The organism is Sulfitobacter dubius (assembly GCF_900113435.1).
In the GTDB taxonomy this organism is placed as follows: Bacteria; Pseudomonadota; Alphaproteobacteria; order Rhodobacterales; family Rhodobacteraceae; genus Sulfitobacter; species Sulfitobacter dubius.
In genome coordinates, this window is record NZ_FOPG01000001.1 from 525835 (window position 1) to 546134 (window position 20300).

Consider the following 20300-nt stretch of genomic DNA (forward strand, 5'->3'; position numbering starts at 1 on the left):
ATACCATGACCGATCTGATCCCCATCACCTTTGCTGAGACCGACATTGACCGAATCGCAGGGCATTCAGGGCGGGTCGCGGTCTTTCTTGAACCTGAGGGTCGGCTTGATGCCGGGGCGCGGCGGGTGAACCGGCTGACCAAGGGCGCATTACAACGGCTGGTGGAGAGCGATCGTTTTACCAGCCTCAACCCAGGTGATGTGCTTAGCATGGGCTTTCCCGCCGGAATGGCAGCAGAGGCGGTGGATGTAATCCACCTGCCGCGCCGCGCCGATGTCAAAACCGCGCGCAAGGCCGGGGCTGCACTCGCCAAACGCCGGGGCGACAGTGACCTTCTGATGCTCGCCGCAGGCACGCGCCGGGTGACGGATGTGGCCTTTGGTTTGGCAATGCGGGACTATGGGTTTGAGGATCATAAATCATCCCCCAAACCCCGTAAGGGCAGTGTTGAGGTGATGTGTTCCAAGCCTGAGGATGCACGCGAAGCTGCAGCGCCATTGATGGCCGTGGCGGAGGGCGCATTCATGACCCGCGATCTGACCAATGCCCCGGCCAACATCCTGACGACGACCAACTTTGCCGAACGTTTGGCCGAGATGGAGAGCTTGGGCCTTAAAGTTGAAGTTTTGGATGAAGAAGAGCTTGCAACGCTCGGAATGAGAACACTTTTGTCGGTCGGGCAGGGCTCTGATAGCCCCTCCAAGGTCGTGGTCATGCGGTGGGAAGGTGGCGCTGAAGGGGCGGCCCCGCTGGCGCTGGTCGGCAAGGGTGTCGTCTTTGACACCGGCGGCATCAGCCTCAAACCCGGCGCGGGCATGGAAGACATGACCATGGATATGGGCGGCGCAGGTGTGGTGTCGGGCGTGATGCGCACGCTGGCGCTGCGCAAGGCCAAGGCGAATGTCGTCGGGCTTGTTGGGATCGTGGAAAACATGCCATCGGGCAACGCGACCCGTCCGGGCGACGTGATTACCACTATGAAGGGCGACACTGTGGAGGTCATCAACACCGACGCCGAAGGGCGCTTGGTCCTCTGCGATGTCATGTGGTACGCGCAGGACCGCTTCAAACCTGCGGCGATGATCGATCTGGCCACGCTGACCGGTGCGGTCATTATCGGGCTGGGTCATGAAAACGCTGGCGTCTTCTCGAACGACGACGGGCTGTGCAACGATTTCCTGAAAGCCGCCGAAAGTGAAGGCGAGGGCGCATGGCGTCTGCCGCTGGGGCAAGGCTATGACGATCAGTTGAAAAGCCGGATTGCCGATATGAAAAACATCGGCGGGCGTCCGGCGGGGTCTATCACTGCAGCGCAATTCCTCAAGCGTTTCGTCAAGGATGAAACACCTTGGATCCACCTCGACATCGCCGGGGTTGCCTCGCTGAAGTCCGAGAGCACGCTGGCCCCCGCAGGCGCGACCGGCTGGGGCGTGGCGGCGCTGAACCGTCTGGTCGCCGACCGCTTCGAGAACGGCTGAACCGGAAATGGGAGCGGCTTACTTCTACCACCTGACCCAGCGACCTCTGGTCGAGACGCTGACGATGCTGCTGGAAAAGTCGCTCGCCAATGGGTGGCGCGTGGCCCTGCGCGGGACGGATCACGAGGGGCTAGAAGCGCTGGATCGGGCGCTTTGGACATTTTCCGAAGACAGCTTTCTGCCACATGGCATGGTTGGTGGTCCACAAGATGCAGATCAGCCGGTGCTGTTGACGATGGAAGACAGCACTCCCAACCGGGCGGATTGCCTGATGGCGGTACATGGTGCCAATGTCACGGCGCAAGAAACCGCAGCGTTGCAACGGGTTTGCGTGTTGTTTGACGGACATGACCCCATGGCACTGGATCACGCGCGAGGTCTATGGAAGCGGCTGAAGTCCGACGGTGCATCGGCACAATATTGGTCAGAAGAGAGTGGCCGCTGGGAAAAGAAGGCTGAGACCTGAAAAAGGGGCAGGTGGCAAATGCCTCCCGCCCCTCGAATGCGTAATCTCGGATCAGGCCGCTTTGTCGACTGCGGATTTTGCAGCGGATGCAGCGTTGTTGGCCGTGCCGTCTTGCGATTGCGGCTCGACCTTGGTGACGTAGGATTTCGCGGCCTCAACAGCGCTGTTATTCACCGGCGCAATTGTATCGAGCAGAGCGCGGGTGCGAACACTCTCAACGTTACGCTGTGCCGCAGCGCGGGCGAAAGCTTCGCTGTCAGCGTCTGACGCCTTCGGGGCTGTTTCCACCGATTTTGTCTGCGCGACAGCCTGCACCGCTTGGGTCTTTGCGGGCGCTTGCACGGATTGAGATTTGGTCGCTTCCTGTGCGGCGGCGCTATTTTGCGTCGCCTGTGGTTCGCTGGCTGGTTTTGCCTCAGCCTTGGGGGCGCTATTTTGGTTCTTTTCCGATTTCTCGGTCTTTTCGGCCTTCTCGGCTTTGGGGGGCTTGTTACTCTGTTGGTAGGAGGAAGACCCCCATAAAATGTTCGATAGCATGACAGCAAGTTCTCCAAATTTGGGTACAGTTGTGCCTTGCAGATATTCGCGCAAAACGGCGGTAACCTGTCCAATTTGCGGCGAATGCGGCGTCATTTTGCGGCGAATTTGATTGTTCAATGCCGGGAGGATAGGAAATTAGAAGCAGGATCAGCGACTTAGCCGAAACTCGCCACCGCTAATCTCAATCCGTCCCCAGCGTTGTAGATAGCCCATACCCAAAAGTGACTGTGACATTGCGCCTTCATTCACCACAGCAGAGACATTGTGATCTACCGCGTTGCCCACGACGATTTCGTCAAGCTTTACAAAAGCGGTGCGGGTTTCACCATTCGCTGTAGCGGCACGCCCGAGGTAGTTAAGTTCTTCGGGGTCGATGCCAATCCGCCCGGCATCGGCCTTGCTCAACACAATATCTGACGCGCCCGTGTCGACGACAAAACGCACCGGGGCTCCGTTGACTTCAGCAGTCAGGTAATAATGACCATCGCGCCCGCGCGGCAGGACAATCTCGCCCGCTTCGCTGATGCTGAGTTGCTGGCGCGCGGTGTCCCGGGTGATGTCTTGCCACAGGCCAACACCAGCGGCAGCACCGACAAAGATCAGGCCCCAGACTGCGGCCTGTTGCAGCGTCTTGTTCATGCTGGGACGATTTTGGAGGAAAAACCAGCCCGCCAACATGGTGAGCAGGACAATTAGGTAGATCAGCTGTGCAGTGTCGATTTCGGCCATAAGTTCGCCCCCTTAATCCAGATATAGGAACGCAGAGGGCAAATGTCAGCCGGGTGTCGGGCCGGGGCCGAAACCAAAGGCCGCAAGGCCATCGAGCACGAATTGAACCGAAAGGGCCGCCAGCAGCATGCCCAGCAAACGGGTGATGATATTGATGCCGGTCTTGCCCATCGCGCGCTCAAGTGCGCCGCTTACTTGCATGGTCAGCGCCATAACCACCAACGTAAGTGCGGTGATCACGATAATGGTCAGCAACCCTTCGCCGCCCGGTTTCTCACCCGTCAGCAGGATGACAGAGGCGATAGAGCCGGGACCCGCGATCAGTGGGATCGCCATGGGAAAGACCGATGGATCGTCGTGGTCATCCTCATCCGCGCGGTCCTCGCGCCGTTTGGTCCGACGGTCAAAAAGCATGTCGAGAGCGGTTATGAATAGCAAAATGCCCCCCGCGACACGAAAAGCGGGCATTGAAATCCCGATGAAACCAAGCACCGCTTCGCCGAAGGCCGCGAAGATCAGCAAAATCAACCCGGCTACGCCCACCGCGCGCCAAGCGATTTTGCGCCTCTGCGCATTGCTCATCCCACGGGTCAGCGCCAGAAAGACAGGCGCAATGGCGATGGGGTCGATCACAACAAACATCGTGACGAGGGCGGTAATCATATAGGCGGTATCGAAGGTCATCGGTATTCCTTGGCGCGGTGCAGCCTTGTCAGAATGCACGAGGGCCGCCCTTTAGGCGACCCCCGCGTTGTATTGATATGAGAGATTCAGGATCAGGCGGTGGCCTTCTCCAGCTTTTCCTGCGCGCCCATCCAAAGAGTTTCGGCGCGGTGGAGCGCCTCCATCACTTCGGCGTATTTCTTGTTCCAGACCTCAAGCTCACCGGTTTTGGCATCTTCATAGAGCGCCGGATCGGCCAGTTTTTTGGCCAGTTTGTCGCGCATCTCATTGATCTTTTCCATGCGCGCTTCGGCCTTGCGGACCTCGCTGCGCAGGGCCAGCACCTCATCGCGGCTGGCGCGTTTGGGCTTGGGGGCTTCTTTGGGCTGCTTCGACGGGTTCTTGCTGACTGGTTTTTCGGGTGTCAGCAGCATCTTGCGATAGGCTTCGAGGTCTTCCTCATAGGGTTTGACCGTGCCGTTGGATACGAGCCAAAGCCGGTCGGCCACCAGAGACAGCAGGTGCATGTCGTGGCTGACAAGGATCACCGCGCCCGAGTAGCGCGTCAGCGCCTCAACCAGCGCCTCGCGGGATTCGATATCAAGGTGGTTGGTCGGCTCATCAAGGATCAGCAGATGCGGCGCGTGCAGCGTGGCCAGCAGCAACGACAGACGTGCCTTTTGTCCGCCCGACAGGCGGCCCACCTCGGTTTCGGCCTGTTCGGGGCCAAGGCCAAAGCCCGCCAGTTGCGCGCGCAGCTTGGATTGCAAGACGCCCGGACGGGCGGCAATCATATGTTGCAGCGGTGTCTCTTCGACGATCAGCTCATCCACCTGGTGCTGGGCAAAGAAACCCACCCGCAGTTTCGAGGAGTTTACCTGCCGCCCGGCCATCAGCGGCAGCCGGTCTGATAGCAGTTTTGCCAGCGTCGACTTGCCCTGACCGTTCTTACCCAGCAGGGCAATGCGGTCGTCTTGGTCGATGCGCAGGTTCAACCGCGTCAGCACCGGGTTGTCGTCGCTATAGCCGACGGAGCCGTTCTCGATGTTGATAATCGGCGGCGAGAGTTCCTCGGGCTCGGGGAAGGTGAAGACCTTGCGCGCCACATCCTCAGGCGCGGTGATCATGTCCATCTTCTCGATCATCTTCAGGCGCGATTGCGCCTGTTTCGCTTTGGAGGCTTTGGCCTTGAAGCGATCCACGAAGCTTTGCATGTGATCGCGGCGGGCCTGTTGTTTCTTGGCCATCGCCGCCTGCAACGCGCGTTTTTCGGCACGCTGGCGGGCGAATTGGTCATAGGGGCCTTGGTAGTAGGTCAGCTTGCGGTCTTCGAGGTGCAAGATTCCGCCGACGGCACGGTTTAGAAGGCCGCGGTCGTGGCTGATGATAAGCACCGTATGCGGGTATTTCGCCAGATAGCTTTCCAGCCACAACGCGCCTTCAAGGTCAAGATAGTTGGTCGGCTCGTCGAGCAGCAGCAGATCGGGCTGTGCAAAGAGCACCGCAGCCAGCGCCACACGCATTCGCCAGCCACCCGAAAAGGCAGAGCAGGGCATCTGTTGCTCTTCGTCGTCAAAGCCAAGACCCTTGAGGATCGAGGCCGCGCGCCCTTCGGCGGACCAAGCGTCGATGTCGGCCAGACGGGTCTGGATGTCGGCGATGCGAGTCGGTTCCTCGGCGGTTTCGGCCTCCAGCATCAGACGCGCGCGTTCGACATCGGCTTCCAGCACCGTATCGATCAACGAGGTCTCGGAGGACGGCACTTCCTGCGCCACGCCGCCGATCTTGGCGCGTGAGGGCAGGGACAACTCGCCGCTATCCAGCGTGAGTTCACCACGGATGAGCTTGAACAGCGTGGTCTTGCCCGCGCCATTGCGCCCGACGATGCCCACTTTGTGGCCCTCGGGGATCACGGCGGAGGCTTCCTCGAACAGAGGGCGGCCTTCGACGGAGTAGTTGATTTCTGAAATGCGTAACATGGATGCCGTTTGGAGCAACGCGGGCAGAAGGTCAATCGCGGCTTTTCATGTGCAAGACCCCATGCTAGGGAGCGCGCAAATCAACACCCGCTATGGAGTACAGCCAATGGCCCTCGAACGCACTTTCTCAATCATCAAGCCCGACGCAACCCGCCGCAACCTGACCGGCGCCATCGTCAAGAAATTCGAAGACGCTGGTCTGCGCGTTGTCGCACAAAAGCGTATCCACCTGACAAAGGCGCAGGCGGGTGAGTTCTACAAGGTACACGCTGAGCGTCCCTTCTATGACGAACTGTGCGAGTTCATGGCCTCCGCGCCGATCGTTGCTCAAGTTCTCGAAGGTGAAAACGCCATCGCGAAAAACCGCGAAGTCATGGGCGCAACCAACCCTGCGGACGCAGAAGCAGGCACTATCCGCGCAGAATTCGCTGAAAGCGTTGGCGAAAACTCCGTTCACGGTTCCGACGCGCCGGAAACCGCAGCGGTTGAGATCGCCTACTTCTTCTCCGGTCTGGAACTGGTCGGCTAAGCCACCGTTCTTCGGACAAAGAATGAAAGGGTCGCCTTCGGGCGGCCCTTTTGCGTTTGGAATCAATTGTTGGGGGTAGGATGATGGGAGGACATACGCCCTTCGATGTCTCCCATAGGCGGTGCCTTGGCGGCTTGGTCTGTAAGGTGACGTTCGAGCAGATCCACGTTGCGCAGCTTCGATTTCCAGCCGATGTCGAACAGATCACCGACCAGAGGCACCGAACCGATTACATAGTCGATCCCGGTGTTGACCAGCATTTTGGCCAACACGCCCTTTGGCGCGCCCATTCGGTGCGATTCTTTCAGAATATAAGCCGAGGGGAGCAGCGCGAGGGTATCGCCCACCACGGGCACAAAGCCCAATATCGAATCCCACCCCATACGGACGCCGACGATCGGCAATTTAAAAGCGCTGTCCATGCTAACCGCCAGACGGCGCAGACGGGCGAGGTCGGCTTCGTGAGAGGGGACGTGGGGTTCCATATCTGTCCTTGCGTGTTGCTCTAGGCTGCAAACGCGCGATCAGGCTGCAAAGTTCCCCAAAGCACCGGCCCCATCCGGCGCGTCGCGGGGCCTGCTCAAAGGCTGGCGTAATCGGTAATCAATGGTGTGGGACGCTGCGGTGGCTGGGCCGAGGTACCGCTCGGCTTTGGCGCAGGCTTGGGTTTTTGCGGTTGCGGCGTTCTGTCTAGTCGGGCCATCGGGTAGCTCCTTTGCTGCTCGCTGGGGTTTGATGTCTCCCACCCTCGCAACCAGCTTGGGCGCGGTTCAGGTCCATAAAGGGGCCAGATTGCGCCCAGAATGGGGCATTTGTTGCGATTATACGACGGAATCCGATGTTTTCTCTTATAAGTTGAGGGCGAATTGCGCTTCCGCCTGCAAAGCACCCAGCGGCGCCACGCGGCCCCGACCTGTCAAATCGACCAGATGCGCCAGCACGTTTCGCGTGGCAGCCCCCAAAAGCGCGGCGGGGGTCTCGGTATAGATTACGCGGGCGAGGTCCTCAGCCGTGGCAGGCCCGGCAACCAGTGCTTCGAGGATCGACGCCTCCCGCGCGCGACGGTGCGCGACCAACCAATCGAGCCGCGCGTTGGGGTCGCTGACCGGCGCGCCGTGACCGGGGTAGAACACCCGCCACTGACGGGCTGCCAGCTTTTCGCAGGAGGCCATGAAATCGGTCAGATCCCCATCGGGTGGAGAGACCAGAGAGGTGGCCCAGCCCATGACGTGATCCGCTGTGAGACAGGCATCCCCCCAAGCGAGGCAGAGGTGATTGCCGATATGACCCGGCGTGTGCAGCACCTCCAGCGCCAAGCCGTCCCCCTCCAGCACATCGCCGTCGGCCAAGGTATGATCGGGCCGAAACCCGTGGTCCACACCTTCACCGCCGCCCATCAGCCCCGCCTCGGCCAGCCCCTGCATCACCGCCGAACGGCCCGCCGTAGCGTCGCCAAAAGCCCAGATCTCGGCCCCGGTCCGTGCGGCCAAGGGACGCGCGAGGGGGGAGTGATCCAGATGCGTATGGGTCACGATGATATGGCTGATCCGCTGCCCCGGCTCTATCGCAGCGAGGATCGCTTCAAGATGCGCGGGGCTGTCGGGGCCGGGGTCGATCACCGTCACATCGTTCTCGCCCAACAAATAGGTATTCGTGCCGCGATAGGTCATTGGCGAAGAGTTGGGCGCCACGATACGGCGCAGCCCGGGTTCCAAGGTTTCGGCATGGCCAATCTCGGGGTCGAAGTTGTCGGGCGGCAGCATGGATTCACCTTTCGCTGGGGCAGGGGGCTGGCTAAGGTCTAGCCATGAATTTTGCTTGGCTCAAACGATATGTGCCGCGTGGCATCTACGGACGCGCCGCGTTGATCCTGCTGTTACCAGTGGTGTTTTTGCAATTGGTCGTCGTGGTGATTTTTGCTCAGCGGCATTTCGAAGGCGTCACCGGCCAGATGACCGACACGGTCCTTCGGGAGTTGGAACTGGTGATGCTCGCCGTTGGTACCGCGCCCGATGCGCAGTCGGTCCCGATGGCAGTAGAGGCACGCGCGGGCCCGCTAGATTTTGTGGTAACCCCCGCTAATCGCCCGCTGCCCGAAACGGATAGCCTGCTGTGGTACGATTATTCAGGCCGGGTGCTGATGCCGCGTATGAGAAACCGCATGGAGGGGATCAAGGCATTCGACCTCAGCGATGATGATTTTGTCGTGCTCTATGTCGAAAGCGTGCATGGTCCCCTGCGCATTCAGTTTGAACGGCGGCGGATCTCGGCCTCGAACCCGCATCAACTTTTCGTCTATACGGTGTTCTTTGGGGTGCTCTTAAGCCTCATCGCCTCGATCTACCTGCGCAACCAGCTGCGCCCGATCAAGCGCTTGGCCCGCGCGGCGGAGGCTTTTGGCCGGGGGCGGCATGAACCCTACACGCCTACCGGTGCCGTCGAAGTCCGCGCGGCGGGTAACGCCTTTGTCGACATGCGCGCCCGGATTGAGCGGCAGATTGAACAGCGAACCTTGATGCTCTCAGGCGTCAGCCACGACCTGCGCACCCCGTTGACGCGAATGCGGCTTGGTTTATCGATGATTGATGAAGAGGATGCCGCGCCGCTTTTGGCCGATGTGGATGACATGCAGCGGATGCTGGATGAGTTCCTAAACTTCGCCAAGGGTGCCGCCGAGGGCGAGCCGGAGAAGGTGGAGCCGCATGGATTTGTACGCGCAATCGTCGAAGATGCGCAGCGCGGGGGGCGTCAAGTCACGCTTCTACCGCCCGAAGGCACTGGCGAGGGCATGGTAAAGCTGCGCAAGGTGGCGATGCGTCGGGCGGTGGACAACCTGATTTCCAACGCCGTGCGTTATGGCACGCAGGCCGAAGTCGCGGTCATGTTGAGCGACCGTACCCTGCGCATCCGCGTCGAAGACGATGGCCCCGGCATCCCTGAAGAACGCCGCGACGAGGCGACGCGCCCGTTCTCGCGGCTTGATCCTGCGCGCAATCAGGACAAGGGCGGCGGCGTGGGCCTTGGTCTTGCCATCGCCACTGACATCGCCCGCGCCCATGGCGGGGTGCTTCGGCTAGGAGAATCAGAACGGTTGGGCGGGCTGCGCGCGGATATCGTCATTGCGCGGTGACCCGGCGGCATGATTGTGCCATGCGCGCGCCTTTGCCAGAGTGAACCAACTTTTAAAGCGGAGCGCAGCCATGACCCCCTATGACATGATCAAATCCCATCTCGATTCGGCAGTGCCCTTCGCGGCCCATGTTGGAGTGAGATTGCTCAAGATCGGCGATGGCACCGCCAGCGCCGAACTGGTGCAGCGGCATGAGACCTCGAACCACATCGGCACGCAGCACGCAGGGGCGATGTTCACGCTAGGAGAGGCGGCCTCGGGCGCGGCGATGGCCGGGGCGATTGCGCCGGTGATTATGGACATGCGCCCCGTGGCGGCCATGGGGCAGATCACATTCAAAAAGATCGCCGAAGGCACGCTGACGGCCCACGCCGAAACCTCGCGCCCCGGTGGCGAATTGCTGACCGCGCTGCAGGAAGACGGAAAAGTCGCCTTTGACGTGGCGGTCGACATTCAGAATGAGGCAGGCGAAACGGTGGTCGAGATGCAGGTGAACTGGCATGTCAGCGCCAAACGCTGAGGTCTGCGTGAAAGGCGGGGGGCGGAAGTATGGTAGGCCCGGCAGGACTTGAACCCGCAACCAAAGCGTTATGAGCGCTCTGCTCTAACCAATTGAGCTACAGGCCCGCCATGGGCGTTTGGGTATGACGCCACAGGCCGAGCGTCAAGACATTAGCTGCACCAAATGATTGCAGTGGGCGGCGCAATACTCTAACTCCGCGCGCAAGGGAAAATGCGCGCCGGGGGCCATGACCATGACAAAATCCGACAACGGAATCACCTATGCCGAAGCAGGCGTGGATATTGACGCAGGCAACGCGCTTGTAGAGCGGATCAAACCGGCGGCGAAATCCACCGCCCGGCCCGGTGTGATGTCCGGCCTTGGCGGCTTTGGCGCGCTGTTCGATCTGAAAGGCGCAGGTTTCACCGATCCGGTGCTGGTTGCCGCGACGGACGGCGTAGGCACCAAGCTGCGCATTGCCATCGACACCGGCAATGTTGACAGCATCGGCATTGATCTGGTCGCCATGTGCGTCAACGATCTGGTCTGTCAGGGGGCCGAGCCGCTTTTCTTCCTCGATTACTTCGCGACCGGTAAACTGGAGCTCGACAGCGCCGCGCGGATCATCGAAGGCATCGCCAAGGGCTGCGCCGATTCCGGTTGTGCCTTGATCGGGGGCGAGACCGCTGAAATGCCGGGCATGTACCACGCGGGCGATTTTGACCTCGCCGGTTTTTCCGTCGGCGCGATGGAGCGCGGGACCGAGCTGCCGCGCGATGTGAAAGAGGGCGACGTGCTCTTGGGCCTGCCCAGCGACGGGGTGCATTCCAACGGCTACAGCCTCGTGCGCAAGATCGTTGAGCGCAGCGGTCTGGGCTGGGGTGACGATTGCCCATGGGGCGAAGGTGATCTGGGCAGCGCGCTGCTGACGCCCACGAAGCTCTACGTCAAAGGCGCCGTTGCGGCCCTGCGTGCCGATGCGGTGTCGGCGCTGGCGCATATCACGGGCGGGGGCCTCACTGAAAACCTGCCGCGTGTGCTGCCCGTTGGGTTGGCGGCTGAGATCGACCTCAACGCATGGGACTTGCCGCCGGTCTTCAAATGGCTGGCCGCCGAAGGGGGCATGGCCGAGGCCGAGATGCTCAAGACCTTCAACGCTGGCATTGGCATGGTTGCCGTCGTCTCTGCCGATAAGATCGAGGCAGCGAAGGCCGCCTTTGCCCAGGATGGCCACGCCGCCATTGAGATCGGACGTATCACAACCGGCAATGGCGTCACCTATTCCGGCGCGCTGCTTTGACCAAGCGGGTTGCGATTTTCGTCTCGGGCGGCGGCTCCAACATGCGGGCGCTGGTCGAGGATATGACTGGCGACCATGCAGGCCGTCCCTGTCTGGTGCTGTCCAACAACGCGGATGCGGGCGGAATCGCTTGGGCGCAGGAGCAGGGGATCGCGACCGAAGTGGTCGATCACCGCCCCTTCGACAAGGATCGTCCGGCGTTTGAGGCGGCGCTCACTGCCGCGCTTGAAGCCCATGCGCCCGACATCATCTGCCTTGCCGGATTCATGCGCAAACTGACCGAAGGATTCACCGATGCTTGGGCCGGGCGGATGATCAACATCCACCCCTCGCTACTGCCGAAATACCGCGGTCTGCACACCCACGCCCGCGCGTTGGAGGCAGGCGATACCGAACATGGCTGCACCGTGCATGAGGTGACCGCCGCATTGGACGATGGCCCAATCCTTGGCCAAGCGTGTATTTCGGTGCTGCCAGGTGACACGGCCGAGACACTGGCCGATCGGGTGCTGGTTCAGGAACATCTGCTTTATCCAGCAGTTTTGCGCCGTTTCGCGGCAGGTGAGCGGCAACCGGTGATGCTCAAGGGCTGACGCTGGTCAAACCTGCGCACGTGATGTACCTCTTGGCAGAAAGCCCGATGACCGGGCATGCAACTTGTCAAAGAGCATTTATGAAAACCATCACCACGACAGCCGATCTCGCGCAATTCTGTGAAGAGGCGGCCCGCCATGAATATGTGACCGTCGATACCGAATTCCTGCGCGAACGCACCTACTATTCCAAGCTGTGTCTCGTTCAGCTGGCCATGCCCGGCACCGACGACAGCAACGCGGTACTGGTCGATCCGCTGGCCGAAGGCATTTCGCTTGAACCGCTCTACACGCTCTTTCGCGACACGTCGGTGGTGAAGGTTTTCCACGCCGCGCGGCAAGACCTTGAGATTTTCTTTGTCGATGCCGAAGTTTTCCCTGAGCCGCTGTTCGACACCCAAGTGGCCGCGATGGTCTGCGGCTTTGGCGAACAGGTGGGCTATGAGACGCTGGTCCGCAAGATCGCGCATCAGGCGCTCGATAAAACGTCGCGCTTTACCGATTGGTCGCGCCGCCCGCTGACCGATGCACAGAAAACCTATGCGCTGGCCGACGTCACCCACCTGCGCCAGATTTACGAGTTTCTGGCCGGTAAGCTTGAGCAGACAGGCCGCGCACGTTGGGTTGCTGAAGAGCTCGAAACATTGCTCAGCCCCGATACCTATGTGACCCAACCGCAGGATGCGTGGAAACGTGTCAAAACCCGGACCAATTCGCCGAAGTTCTTGGCGATCGTACGGGAACTGGCTGCATTCCGTGAGGACTATGCCCGCACCCGTAACATTCCGCGCAACCGGGTGTTTAAGGATGACGCACTGGTCGAATTGGCCAGCCTCAAGCCTTCGAACGGAGAAGAGTTGAACCGCGCCCGCCTGCTGCTCCGCGAGGCCCGCAAGGGTGAAATCGCCGAGGGCATCTTGAAAGCCGTGGCCGCGGGCGTAACCTGCAAACCGGGCGACATGCCTCAGCCTGACCGAAAGCGCGAGAAGCTGCAGGTGAACCCGGCGCTGGCCGATCTTTTGCGTGTGCTGCTTAAGGCCAAGACCGAAAGCGCGGGCGTCGCGGCCAAGCTGATCGCTTCGGCCAGTGATTTAGACATGCTTTCGGCCGGGGAGCGCGATGTGCAAGCGCTGCGCGGCTGGCGACACGAAGTCTTCGGCGCCGATGCATTGCTGCTTTGCGAGGGCAAAATCGCCTTGGCGGCAGACGGCAATGACGTGAAAACCGTAAAGGTCTGAAACGCAAAGAGCCGCCCGATCAGGGGCGGCTCAACTCGGCAAGGCGCGATGGAATCTCAGCGGCGCGACACCAATGTGTTCAGCTGCCCTTGAACGCGAATTTCACGCACACCGATCAGATCTTCGTCAGTCAGCCGCCGCCCGGCGATAACTTCGCGAGTGGGTTGGCTGCCTTGGCGTGTCGCTTTGTCGGGGCGGATCCCTTCCAATCGATAAGTCAAAACACCGTCGACGGGCAATTCATCAACCGTTGCGGGGGTCAGACGTACCGCATAGATACCCTGCCGCGCAGCCAGCCCCGTGGCGCGCAGAATCGCACCACCCGGCACAGGCTCAATCGTCAGGTCGGTGATCTGCTCAAAGGGACGCCCCTCATAAGTGTCGGCCTCAACTGCGCGTCTGGCAAAAAGACCACGGCGTTGCGGGATCAGTGGGTTCGTGCTCTCCGCCGGTGCAGCCTCAACCGAGCGGGCAGGGCCGAACCAGTTCATCGGGTTGATACGGCTGTCACGCACCGTGCCGCAGGCAGATACCAAGAGGGTCGAGGCCAAAAGAGCGAGGGTTGTCTTGCGCATAAGATCCGCCGTTAAGTTAACTTGTCTTGTGCTAACCCATCACGCAGGTCTTGGGAAGGGGGTGGACCTTTGCGCATCGGCATCCTACCTGTCAAACAGTGAAATTCACCCAAAGAGAGTGCACAGATGGCCACGCCCGCCTTTGAAGAACTGGTCGAAGATTTCGAGTTTTTGGAAGACTGGGAAGATCGTTATCGTCATGTGATCGACCTTGGCAAAGCGATGGACCCGCTGCCCGAACCACTGCGCGTGCCCGCGACCAAGGTCGATGGCTGCGCCTCTCAGGTCTGGCTCCATGCGCAGTTCGAGGGCGGTAAGTTGCATTTTGACGGTGCGAGCGACGCGATGATCGTGTCCGGGCTGATCGCGGTATTGCGTATGCTGTTCAACGGCTTGGCGCCTGCTGAAGTTGGCAAAGTCGACGCAAAAGCGGAGTTGGGGCGGCTGGGGTTGAACGACCACCTTTCGGCGCAACGCTCCAACGGGCTGCGGGCGATGATTGAGCGCATCCGCGAAACGGCTGCACAAGAAGCGTGAAGGTTTACAGGTCGCGCAGAGCGGTCTGTAGATCTCCATAGCCCGTAAATCGCCGCTCGAACGTAAGGCCGAGCCGCGCGGCGCAATCTCGAGCCTTTTGGGTCAGCGCCGGGTCATCGGTCTGCGCCTGATAGACGAGTTTTTCGTAATTACCGAAATACATATCGCGTAACTCTGGATGCCGGTCGAGGCCCATGGGCTTGACGATGAACGCCTCAAACTGCCGCACCAGAAAATCGGTGAGGTAGAAGGTGGTGATCTCATCTTCCGTGGTTTTGGCGAAGCTCTCGTTGCCCTGAAAAAAACTGTAGCAATGTGGCCCCGCGACCATCTGCACGCCCATCTCTTCACAAGCCCGCTCCAGCCCGCCGCCCGTGCCGCAATCGGCGTAGACGACAAAGAAATCGTCATAGTCCGCACGGTGTTTGGCGACCGTGTCGCACACCGCTTGGGTGATCTTTTCCGGGTAGAGGTGATATTTCGCGGGCAGGCAGGTGAGATCCAGATGTGTCCAGCCGTTCGCAGCCTTCAAATCCAAAATCTCACGGGCCAGCGCGCCACAGGCGATAAGCAGAATGCGGCCCGCGCGGGTGGGCGCGAGCCCCTCTTGGGTGAGGGTCCGATCATCTGGCAGATTGCTGTCGCTCATAGCGTCATCATCGCATGTCATCGACACCAACGCAAAGCAGGGACGGCCGCTCAGGCGTTGGCGGAGTTGTGTTTCCGGCCCATCCAGTCTTTGGCCGTTTCCACTGCCACGGCAGCATCGCGGCAATAGGCGTCAGCCCCGATGGCCTTGCCGAACTCTTCGTTCAGCGGCGCGCCACCGACCAGCACGATATAGTCATCGCGCTTGCCCTGTTCGATCAATGTGTCGATCACGACCTTCATATAGGGCATGGTCGTGGTGAGCAGGGCAGACATGCCCAAGATGTCGGCTTTTTCCGCTTCTAATGCTTCGAGATAGGCTTCGACCGCGTTGTTGATCCCAAGGTCTACGACTTCGAAACCCGCGCCTTCCATCATCATCCCGACGAGGTTTTTGCCGATGTCGTGAATGTCGCCTTTGACTGTGCCGATCACCATCTTGCCCACACGCGGCGCGCCGGTTTCAGCAAGCAGCGGCTTGAGGATCGCCATGCCGCCCTTCATCGCATTGGCGGCCAGCAGCACTTCGGGCACAAAGAGGATCCCGTCGCGGAAATCCGCGCCCACGATGGTCATGCCGCCGACCAGCGCTTTGGTCAGAACCTCATAGGGTTCCCAACCGCGGTCGAGCAGGATTTGCACCCCTTCTTCGATCTCTTCCTTGAGACCGTCATAGAGGTCATCGAACATCTGCTGGACCAGTTCTTCGTCGTCCAACTCGGCCAGGATGATATCGTCTTCTTCTGACATGGTGTTTCCTTCTGCTGGGCGTGCAGGTGCATGACACTTGGGCCCTTGTCTCATGGAATGTTAGCGCCGGGGTCGCGGTTTGCGACATCGGCCGCGCCTTGCGCGACGCCTTGAGGGCAAACTACTGCTTTTTGCGGTGTAAGGACAAGGGTTTGCACAAGGTTACTTGTCGATGTTCGCGCAATGTTCTAACCTTCTTTCATGGATAGGGAAGACCAGCGATTCCGCGTGCTTGGCCGCGCGGCAGCCAGCAATGATGCGAGCCGGTTTGAGCGTAATACCCGCGTGGCCGAAGATGACTGTTGGGCGCGGGAAGAGGTGCTTCCGGTGCTGCGAACCAGCACAAGCATCGAAGTGCCGCGCCGGGTGATTACCTACAACCGCTCGCCGGATTTGCCTTTTGATCGGTCGATCAACCCTTATCGCGGCTGCGAACATGGCTGCGTTTACTGTTTCGCGCGGCCCAGCCATGCCTACCTCGGCCTGTCTCCGGGCTTGGATTTCGAAACCCAGCTGATCGCCCGGCCCGAAGCGCCGGACGTTCTGGCGCGGGAACTGCGGTCGAAGCGTTATCAGGTCGCGCCCATCGCCATTGGCACCAACACCGATCCGTACCAGCCCATCGAAAAGACCCATGGCATCATGCGGGAGTGTCTTGAGGTGCTGTCCGAGTTCAATCACCCGGTGGCGATTGTCACTAAGGGCAGCCTGATCGAACGCGACATCGACATTCTGGGCGATATGGCCGAGCGCGGATTGGCGGCGGTTGGCATTTCGGTGACCACGCTGGACGCAAAGCTCAGCCGATTGATGGAACCGCGCGCGCCAGCGCCGCAGCGGCGGCTGCAGGTGATCCGGAAGCTGTCGGAGGCTGGCATCCCGGTACGGATCATGGCGTCCCCAATGGTTCCGGCGCTGACCGACCCTGAGTTAGAGGCGATCCTGACCGCAGGGCGCGATGCCGGGGCGCGGCACGCCAGTTGGATCATGCTGCGTCTGCCGCGTGAGGTATCGCCGCTGGTGCAAGAATGGCTCGCCACCCATTATCCCGACCGGGCCAAGCGGATCATGGCGCGCTTGCGCGATATGCATGGCGGCAAAGAATATGACGCAGGCTGGCACAAACGCATGCGGGGCGAGGGGCCCTATGCGCAGATGGTGGCGCAGCGCTTTGATCTGGCAGCCAAACGTCTGGGGCTGACCCGCGCGGGCGTGCCACTGCGCTGCGATCTGTTTCAACCGCCCCCCGAAAGGGGCGATCAATTGAGCTTGTTCTGAGGCTCAGCCCCGACGGCGGCCGCGGCGCGGTGCGCGCACCGGGCCTTGCCCGTCGGTGCCGTCGCTTTCGGACGAGAAATCACCGATCTCTTCGCGGATCTGCTCAAGCGTCGGGGCCGGGCCTTTTTCCGTGCTGTCGAGCGCTTCGCGCATTGCCACCAAATGCTCGGGCAGGGTACCGCAGCAACCGCCGATGATGCTGGCCCCGGCGTCGCGCGCCATGGTCGCATAACGCGCCATCAACTCAGGCGTGCCGTCGTAATGGATGTGGCCTTCGACGTATTTCGGGATGCCCGCGTTGCCCTTGGAGATGATCGGCAGCGTGCCGTTCTTTGCGGCGAAGCCGAGCACGGTGCGTAGCAAGTCAGACGCACCTGTGCCGCAGTTGGCACCATAAGCCAGCGGCGTGTTGTCCAGCCCATGCACCATATCGACCATCCCTTCGGAGGTCAGGCCCATCATCGTGCGGCCCGCGGTGTCAAAGCTCATCGTGCCGCACCACGGCAGGCCCGCCAGCGCGAATCCTTCGGCAGCGGCGCGGTATTCTTCGGGGGCGCTGATCGTTTCCAGCCAGCCGATGTCGGCACCGCCAGCCTTGAGGCCATCGGCGGTCTCATGGAACATCTCAACGGCGAGGGAGTGGGTCAGGGTGCCGACCGGCTCCATGATCTCACCCGTGGGGCCGACAGAGCCTGCGACGATGACTTTCCGCTCAGCGGTATCGGCCACCTCGCGCGCCAGTTCGGCAGAAACGCGGCTTAGCTCATGAACGCGCTTTTCGGCACCATGCAGTTTAAGCCGTGAGGCATTGGCCCCAAAAGAGTTGGTCAGGAACAGATCGCTGCCCGAATCCACTGCAAACCGGTAAAGCTTGATGATCTTCGTCGGCTCGTCAGTGTTCCACATCTCGGGCGCGTCGCCCGACATCAGCCCCATGTTGAACAGATTGGTGCCCGTGGCCCCATCAGCGAGCAATGTGCCCTTTTCAGCGAGAAGATCGGTGAATGCGTTGCTCATGGGGGCTCCTGTAGGGTCTGGGAATTTCGCCTGATGTCATGATGCCTTCATGGGGGCAATCTCATAATATTCATCTTCATTATGAGGGTAAGCGGGTAGAGTGCACCCCGGCGCGGGGCCGGGGTGAGAGGGAGTTAGCTGGATTCGCTCAGAAGCTGCGCTTTGGCCTCGGCCATGAGCGTCTGCATCTTGCCGCGGATCGTCGCTTCATCAGCGCGGTCGCCCAAGTCGCCAGAGACTTTGCGGTAAACATCCTCCTCGCCCGCCTCTTCGAAGTCGGATTTCACGACCTCTTTGGCATAATCGTCGGCGTCGCTACCCGATTTGCCTAAAAGTTCAGCAGCCCAGAGGCCCAACAGTTTGTTTCGGCGCGCCTCGGCGCGGAATTGCATCTCTGCATCGTGGGCGAACTTGCTTTCAAAGGCATTTGCACGGTCGTCGAACTTGCTCATAGCGGGTCTCCGATTGCTGGTGTTACCCTATTCATATGCGGTCGCCCCCGCCTTCCCACAAGTGGCGCGTCAAAGGTGACGGGCCATGCTTGCAGCAGCGGGGTGGTTGCACTAAGAGAAGCGCAAGCGGCGGGGATGTTCCCGGCCCCCTGTTGGAAAGGATGCCCATGGCCCGGCGCAACAAGATCTACGAAGGCAAGGCAAAGATCCTCTATGAAGGTCCCGAGCCCGGCACCATCGTGCAATATTTCAAAGACGATGCGACGGCCTTTAACGCCGAGAAGAAAGCCACGATTGAGGGCAAGGGCGTGTTGAACAACCGCCTGTCCGAGTTCTTTATGACCGGGCTGAACAACATCGGCGTGCCGACGCATTTCATCAAACGCCTGAACATGCGCGAGCAACTCGTGCGGCAGGTTGAGATCATTCCGCTGGAAGTGATCGTGCGCAACTATGCGGCGGGCTCCATGTCCAAGCGTCTTGGCATCGAAGAAGGCACGCAACTGCCGCGCCCGATTGTCGAATATTGCTACAAAGACGACGCGCTTGGTGATCCGCTGGTCACCGAAGAGCATATCGCAGCCTTTGGCTGGGCAACCCAGCAAGACATGGACGATATCCTAAGCCTTGCGCTGCGGGTCAATGACTTCATGTCGGGCGTGATGATGGCCGTCGGTATCAAGCTGGTGGACTTCAAGATCGAGATTGGCCGCGTTTACGATGGTGACTTCCAGCGTCTGATCGTCGCCGATGAGATCAGCCCCGACAGCTGCCGCCTGTGGGACATCGAGACGGGCCAGAAGCTCGACAAAGATGTGTTCCGCCGCGATCTGGGCTCGCTCACCGATGCCTATACCGAAGTGGCCAAACGTCTCGGCGTCATGCCCAAGAACAATGCGCCGGTGTCCAAGCCGACGTTGATCAACTAACGCGGCTTCGCCGTTCAATTTGCAGATGTTACAAAGGGGTGTCGCGCCATGAAAGCACGGGTGCATGTGATGCTGAAGAACGGGGTTCTCGACCCTCAGGGCGAAGCTGTCCGCCACGCGCTCGGAGCCTTGGGCTTTGACGGGGTGAACGGTGTGCGTCAGGGCAAGGTGATCGAATTGGACCTTGCCGAGGGCACGACCGAGGCTGATGTGACCGCAATGTGCGAAAAGCTCTTGGCTAATACGGTGATCGAATCCTATTCGGTGGAGTTGGCCTGATGCACGCAGCGGTAGTTGTCTTTCCCGGGTCCAATTGCGACCGCGACCTTGCCGTGGCCTTCAAAGCCGCGGGCGCCAAGGTTTCCATGGTCTGGCACAAGGACAGCGAACTGCCGCAAGGCGTTGATATCGTGGGTATCCCCGGCGGGTTCTCCTATGGGGATTACCTGCGCTGTGGGGCCATTGCCGCGAATTCGCCGATCTGCCGCTCTGTGGCGGCTCATGCCAATCGCGGCGGTTATGTGCTGGGCATCTGCAACGGCTTTCAGGTGCTGACCGAAACCGGTCTGCTGCCGGGTGCACTGCTGCGCAATGCGGGGCTGAAGTACATCTGCAAGACTGTCGGCCTCAAGGTTGAGACAACGGCGAGCGATTATACCTCTGGCTACGACGCCGGTCAGGTCATCAACATTCCGATCGCGCACCATGACGGCAACTACTTTGCCGATGATGAGACGATTGCGAAACTGCGCGGCGAAGATCGTGTGGCGTTCAGCTATGCCGAGAACCCGAATGGTGCACGCGATGATATTGCCGGAATCCTGTCGGAAAACCGCCGTGTGCTGGGCATGATGCCGCATCCTGAGCGGGCGGCGGAAGCAGCCCATGGAAATACGGATGGGGCGGCGCTCTTCCGCGCATTGACTGGCGCATTGCAGACTGCTTGACTTGAGTGCATCGCGCGTAA

24 protein-coding genes and 1 tRNA gene are annotated in these 20300 nt (G+C 60.5%); 13 read left to right on the top strand and 12 right to left on the bottom strand.

Features of this window, described 5'->3' with window-relative positions:
* Positions 1-5: 5 nt before the first annotated feature.
* Together BM229_RS02565 and BM229_RS02570 are read left to right on the top strand one after the other, a co-directional pair.
* On the top strand, positions 6-1478 hold the full coding sequence (locus BM229_RS02565) for a leucyl aminopeptidase (RefSeq protein ID WP_093926127.1): 1473 nt from the start codon (positions 6-8) through the stop codon (positions 1476-1478).
* A 7-nt stretch (positions 1479-1485) separates the two neighbouring features.
* Positions 1486-1944: a DNA polymerase III subunit chi gene (locus tag BM229_RS02570; RefSeq protein WP_093926128.1), complete on the top strand. Its 459-nt coding sequence runs from the start codon at positions 1486-1488 to the stop codon at positions 1942-1944.
* A gap of 51 nt (positions 1945-1995) precedes the next feature.
* Here the strand turns inward: BM229_RS02570 and BM229_RS02575 are convergent, their stop codons facing one another.
* The 4 genes from BM229_RS02575 to BM229_RS02590 form a co-directional block, all read right to left on the bottom strand.
* Positions 1996-2481 carry a hypothetical protein gene (locus BM229_RS02575; protein ID WP_139226255.1) on the bottom strand — a complete coding sequence of 162 codons (486 nt, stop codon included), beginning with the start codon at positions 2479-2481 and terminating at the stop codon, positions 1996-1998.
* Between the two features lie 150 nt (positions 2482-2631).
* On the bottom strand, positions 2632-3213 hold the full coding sequence (locus BM229_RS02580; RefSeq protein ID WP_093926130.1) for a retropepsin-like aspartic protease family protein: 582 nt from the start codon (positions 3211-3213) through the stop codon (positions 2632-2634).
* 45 nt (positions 3214-3258) lie between these two features.
* Positions 3259-3897, bottom strand: coding sequence for a MarC family protein (locus tag BM229_RS02585; RefSeq protein WP_093926131.1), 639 nt, complete (start codon positions 3895-3897; stop codon positions 3259-3261).
* Positions 3898-3989: 92 nt separating this feature from the next.
* Positions 3990-5855, bottom strand: coding sequence for an ABC-F family ATP-binding cassette domain-containing protein (locus BM229_RS02590; RefSeq protein WP_093926132.1), 1866 nt, complete (start codon positions 5853-5855; stop codon positions 3990-3992).
* Between the two features lie 106 nt (positions 5856-5961).
* Here BM229_RS02590 and ndk point away from each other — a divergent pair, with 106 nt between their 5' ends.
* Positions 5962-6384 (top strand): nucleoside-diphosphate kinase, encoded by a 423-nt coding sequence (ndk, locus tag BM229_RS02595; protein ID WP_007119733.1) that lies wholly within the window; start codon positions 5962-5964, stop codon positions 6382-6384.
* A 62-nt stretch (positions 6385-6446) separates the two neighbouring features.
* On the opposite strand, the gene BM229_RS02600 is transcribed toward ndk, so the two are convergent.
* A complete protein-coding gene (locus BM229_RS02600; protein ID WP_093926133.1) occupies positions 6447-6869 on the bottom strand; it encodes a DUF4112 domain-containing protein in 423 nt (140 codons plus the stop codon).
* Between the two features lie 363 nt (positions 6870-7232).
* Entirely contained in the window at positions 7233-8147 is a 915-nt protein-coding gene (locus tag BM229_RS02605) for an MBL fold metallo-hydrolase (protein ID WP_093926134.1), read from the bottom strand.
* Between the two features lie 44 nt (positions 8148-8191).
* On the opposite strand from BM229_RS02605, the gene BM229_RS02610 reads away from it, so the two are divergent.
* Entirely contained in the window at positions 8192-9514 is a 1323-nt protein-coding gene (locus BM229_RS02610) for an ATP-binding protein (protein WP_093926135.1), read from the top strand.
* Positions 9515-9584: 70 nt separating this feature from the next.
* The gene (locus BM229_RS02615) at positions 9585-10034 is read left to right on the top strand and encodes a DUF4442 domain-containing protein (protein ID WP_093926136.1); all 450 of its coding nucleotides are present in this window, start codon (positions 9585-9587) and stop codon (positions 10032-10034) included.
* A 30-nt stretch (positions 10035-10064) separates the two neighbouring features.
* Here the strand turns inward: BM229_RS02615 and BM229_RS02620 are convergent.
* A tRNA-Ile gene (locus BM229_RS02620) sits at positions 10065-10141 on the bottom strand.
* A gap of 128 nt (positions 10142-10269) precedes the next feature.
* Here BM229_RS02620 and purM point away from each other — a divergent pair.
* From purM to rnd, 3 genes are all read left to right on the top strand, one after another.
* Positions 10270-11316, top strand: coding sequence for a phosphoribosylformylglycinamidine cyclo-ligase (purM, locus tag BM229_RS02625; RefSeq protein ID WP_093927185.1), 1047 nt, complete (start codon positions 10270-10272; stop codon positions 11314-11316).
* On the top strand, positions 11313-11909 hold the full coding sequence (gene purN / locus BM229_RS02630) for a phosphoribosylglycinamide formyltransferase (protein ID WP_093926137.1): 597 nt from the start codon (positions 11313-11315) through the stop codon (positions 11907-11909). Before purM ends, purN begins: the two co-directional genes overlap by 4 nt.
* Before the next feature lie 80 nt (positions 11910-11989).
* Positions 11990-13147 (top strand): ribonuclease D, encoded by a 1158-nt coding sequence (gene rnd, locus BM229_RS02635; protein WP_093926138.1) that lies wholly within the window; start codon positions 11990-11992, stop codon positions 13145-13147.
* 56 nt (positions 13148-13203) lie between these two features.
* On the opposite strand, the gene BM229_RS02640 is transcribed toward rnd, so the two are convergent.
* Positions 13204-13722, bottom strand: coding sequence for a hypothetical protein (locus BM229_RS02640; protein ID WP_093926139.1), 519 nt, complete (start codon positions 13720-13722; stop codon positions 13204-13206).
* A 126-nt stretch (positions 13723-13848) separates the two neighbouring features.
* Between BM229_RS02640 and BM229_RS02645 the strand changes: the two genes are divergently transcribed.
* On the top strand, positions 13849-14259 hold the full coding sequence (locus BM229_RS02645; RefSeq protein ID WP_093926140.1) for a SufE family protein: 411 nt from the start codon (positions 13849-13851) through the stop codon (positions 14257-14259).
* A 4-nt stretch (positions 14260-14263) separates the two neighbouring features.
* Here BM229_RS02645 and BM229_RS02650 read toward each other — a convergent pair whose 3' ends face one another.
* Together BM229_RS02650 and BM229_RS02655 are read right to left on the bottom strand one after the other, a co-directional pair.
* The gene (locus BM229_RS02650) at positions 14264-14908 is read right to left on the bottom strand and encodes a DUF1638 domain-containing protein (RefSeq protein WP_093926141.1); all 645 of its coding nucleotides are present in this window, start codon (positions 14906-14908) and stop codon (positions 14264-14266) included.
* A 50-nt stretch (positions 14909-14958) separates the two neighbouring features.
* A complete protein-coding gene (locus BM229_RS02655; RefSeq protein ID WP_093926142.1) occupies positions 14959-15657 on the bottom strand; it encodes a corrinoid protein in 699 nt (232 codons plus the stop codon).
* A 201-nt stretch (positions 15658-15858) separates the two neighbouring features.
* Here BM229_RS02655 and BM229_RS02660 point away from each other — a divergent pair, with 201 nt between their 5' ends.
* Positions 15859-16935 (top strand): PA0069 family radical SAM protein, encoded by a 1077-nt coding sequence (locus BM229_RS02660; RefSeq protein ID WP_093926143.1) that lies wholly within the window; start codon positions 15859-15861, stop codon positions 16933-16935.
* 3 nt (positions 16936-16938) lie between these two features.
* Here BM229_RS02660 and bmt read toward each other — a convergent pair whose 3' ends face one another.
* Together bmt and BM229_RS02670 are read right to left on the bottom strand one after the other, a co-directional pair.
* Entirely contained in the window at positions 16939-17952 is a 1014-nt protein-coding gene (gene bmt, locus BM229_RS02665; RefSeq protein WP_093926144.1) for a betaine--homocysteine S-methyltransferase, read from the bottom strand.
* 134 nt (positions 17953-18086) lie between these two features.
* Positions 18087-18404 carry a DUF1476 domain-containing protein gene (locus BM229_RS02670; protein ID WP_093926145.1) on the bottom strand — a complete coding sequence of 106 codons (318 nt, stop codon included), beginning with the start codon at positions 18402-18404 and terminating at the stop codon, positions 18087-18089.
* A 167-nt stretch (positions 18405-18571) separates the two neighbouring features.
* Between BM229_RS02670 and purC the strand changes: the two genes are divergently transcribed.
* From purC to purQ, 3 genes are read left to right on the top strand one after another with little or no spacing between them, the layout of a single operon-like run.
* Positions 18572-19333, top strand: a complete 762-nt coding sequence (gene purC, locus BM229_RS02675) for a phosphoribosylaminoimidazolesuccinocarboxamide synthase (RefSeq protein ID WP_067629081.1) — start codon at positions 18572-18574, stop codon at positions 19331-19333.
* A gap of 48 nt (positions 19334-19381) precedes the next feature.
* Positions 19382-19612: a phosphoribosylformylglycinamidine synthase subunit PurS gene (gene purS / locus BM229_RS02680; protein WP_067629083.1), complete on the top strand. Its 231-nt coding sequence runs from the start codon at positions 19382-19384 to the stop codon at positions 19610-19612.
* Complete coding sequence (gene purQ, locus BM229_RS02685; RefSeq protein ID WP_093926146.1) at positions 19612-20280, top strand: phosphoribosylformylglycinamidine synthase subunit PurQ; 669 nt, start codon at positions 19612-19614, stop codon at positions 20278-20280. Before purS ends, purQ begins: the two co-directional genes overlap by 1 nt.
* The last annotated feature ends 20 nt before the right edge of the window (positions 20281-20300 follow it).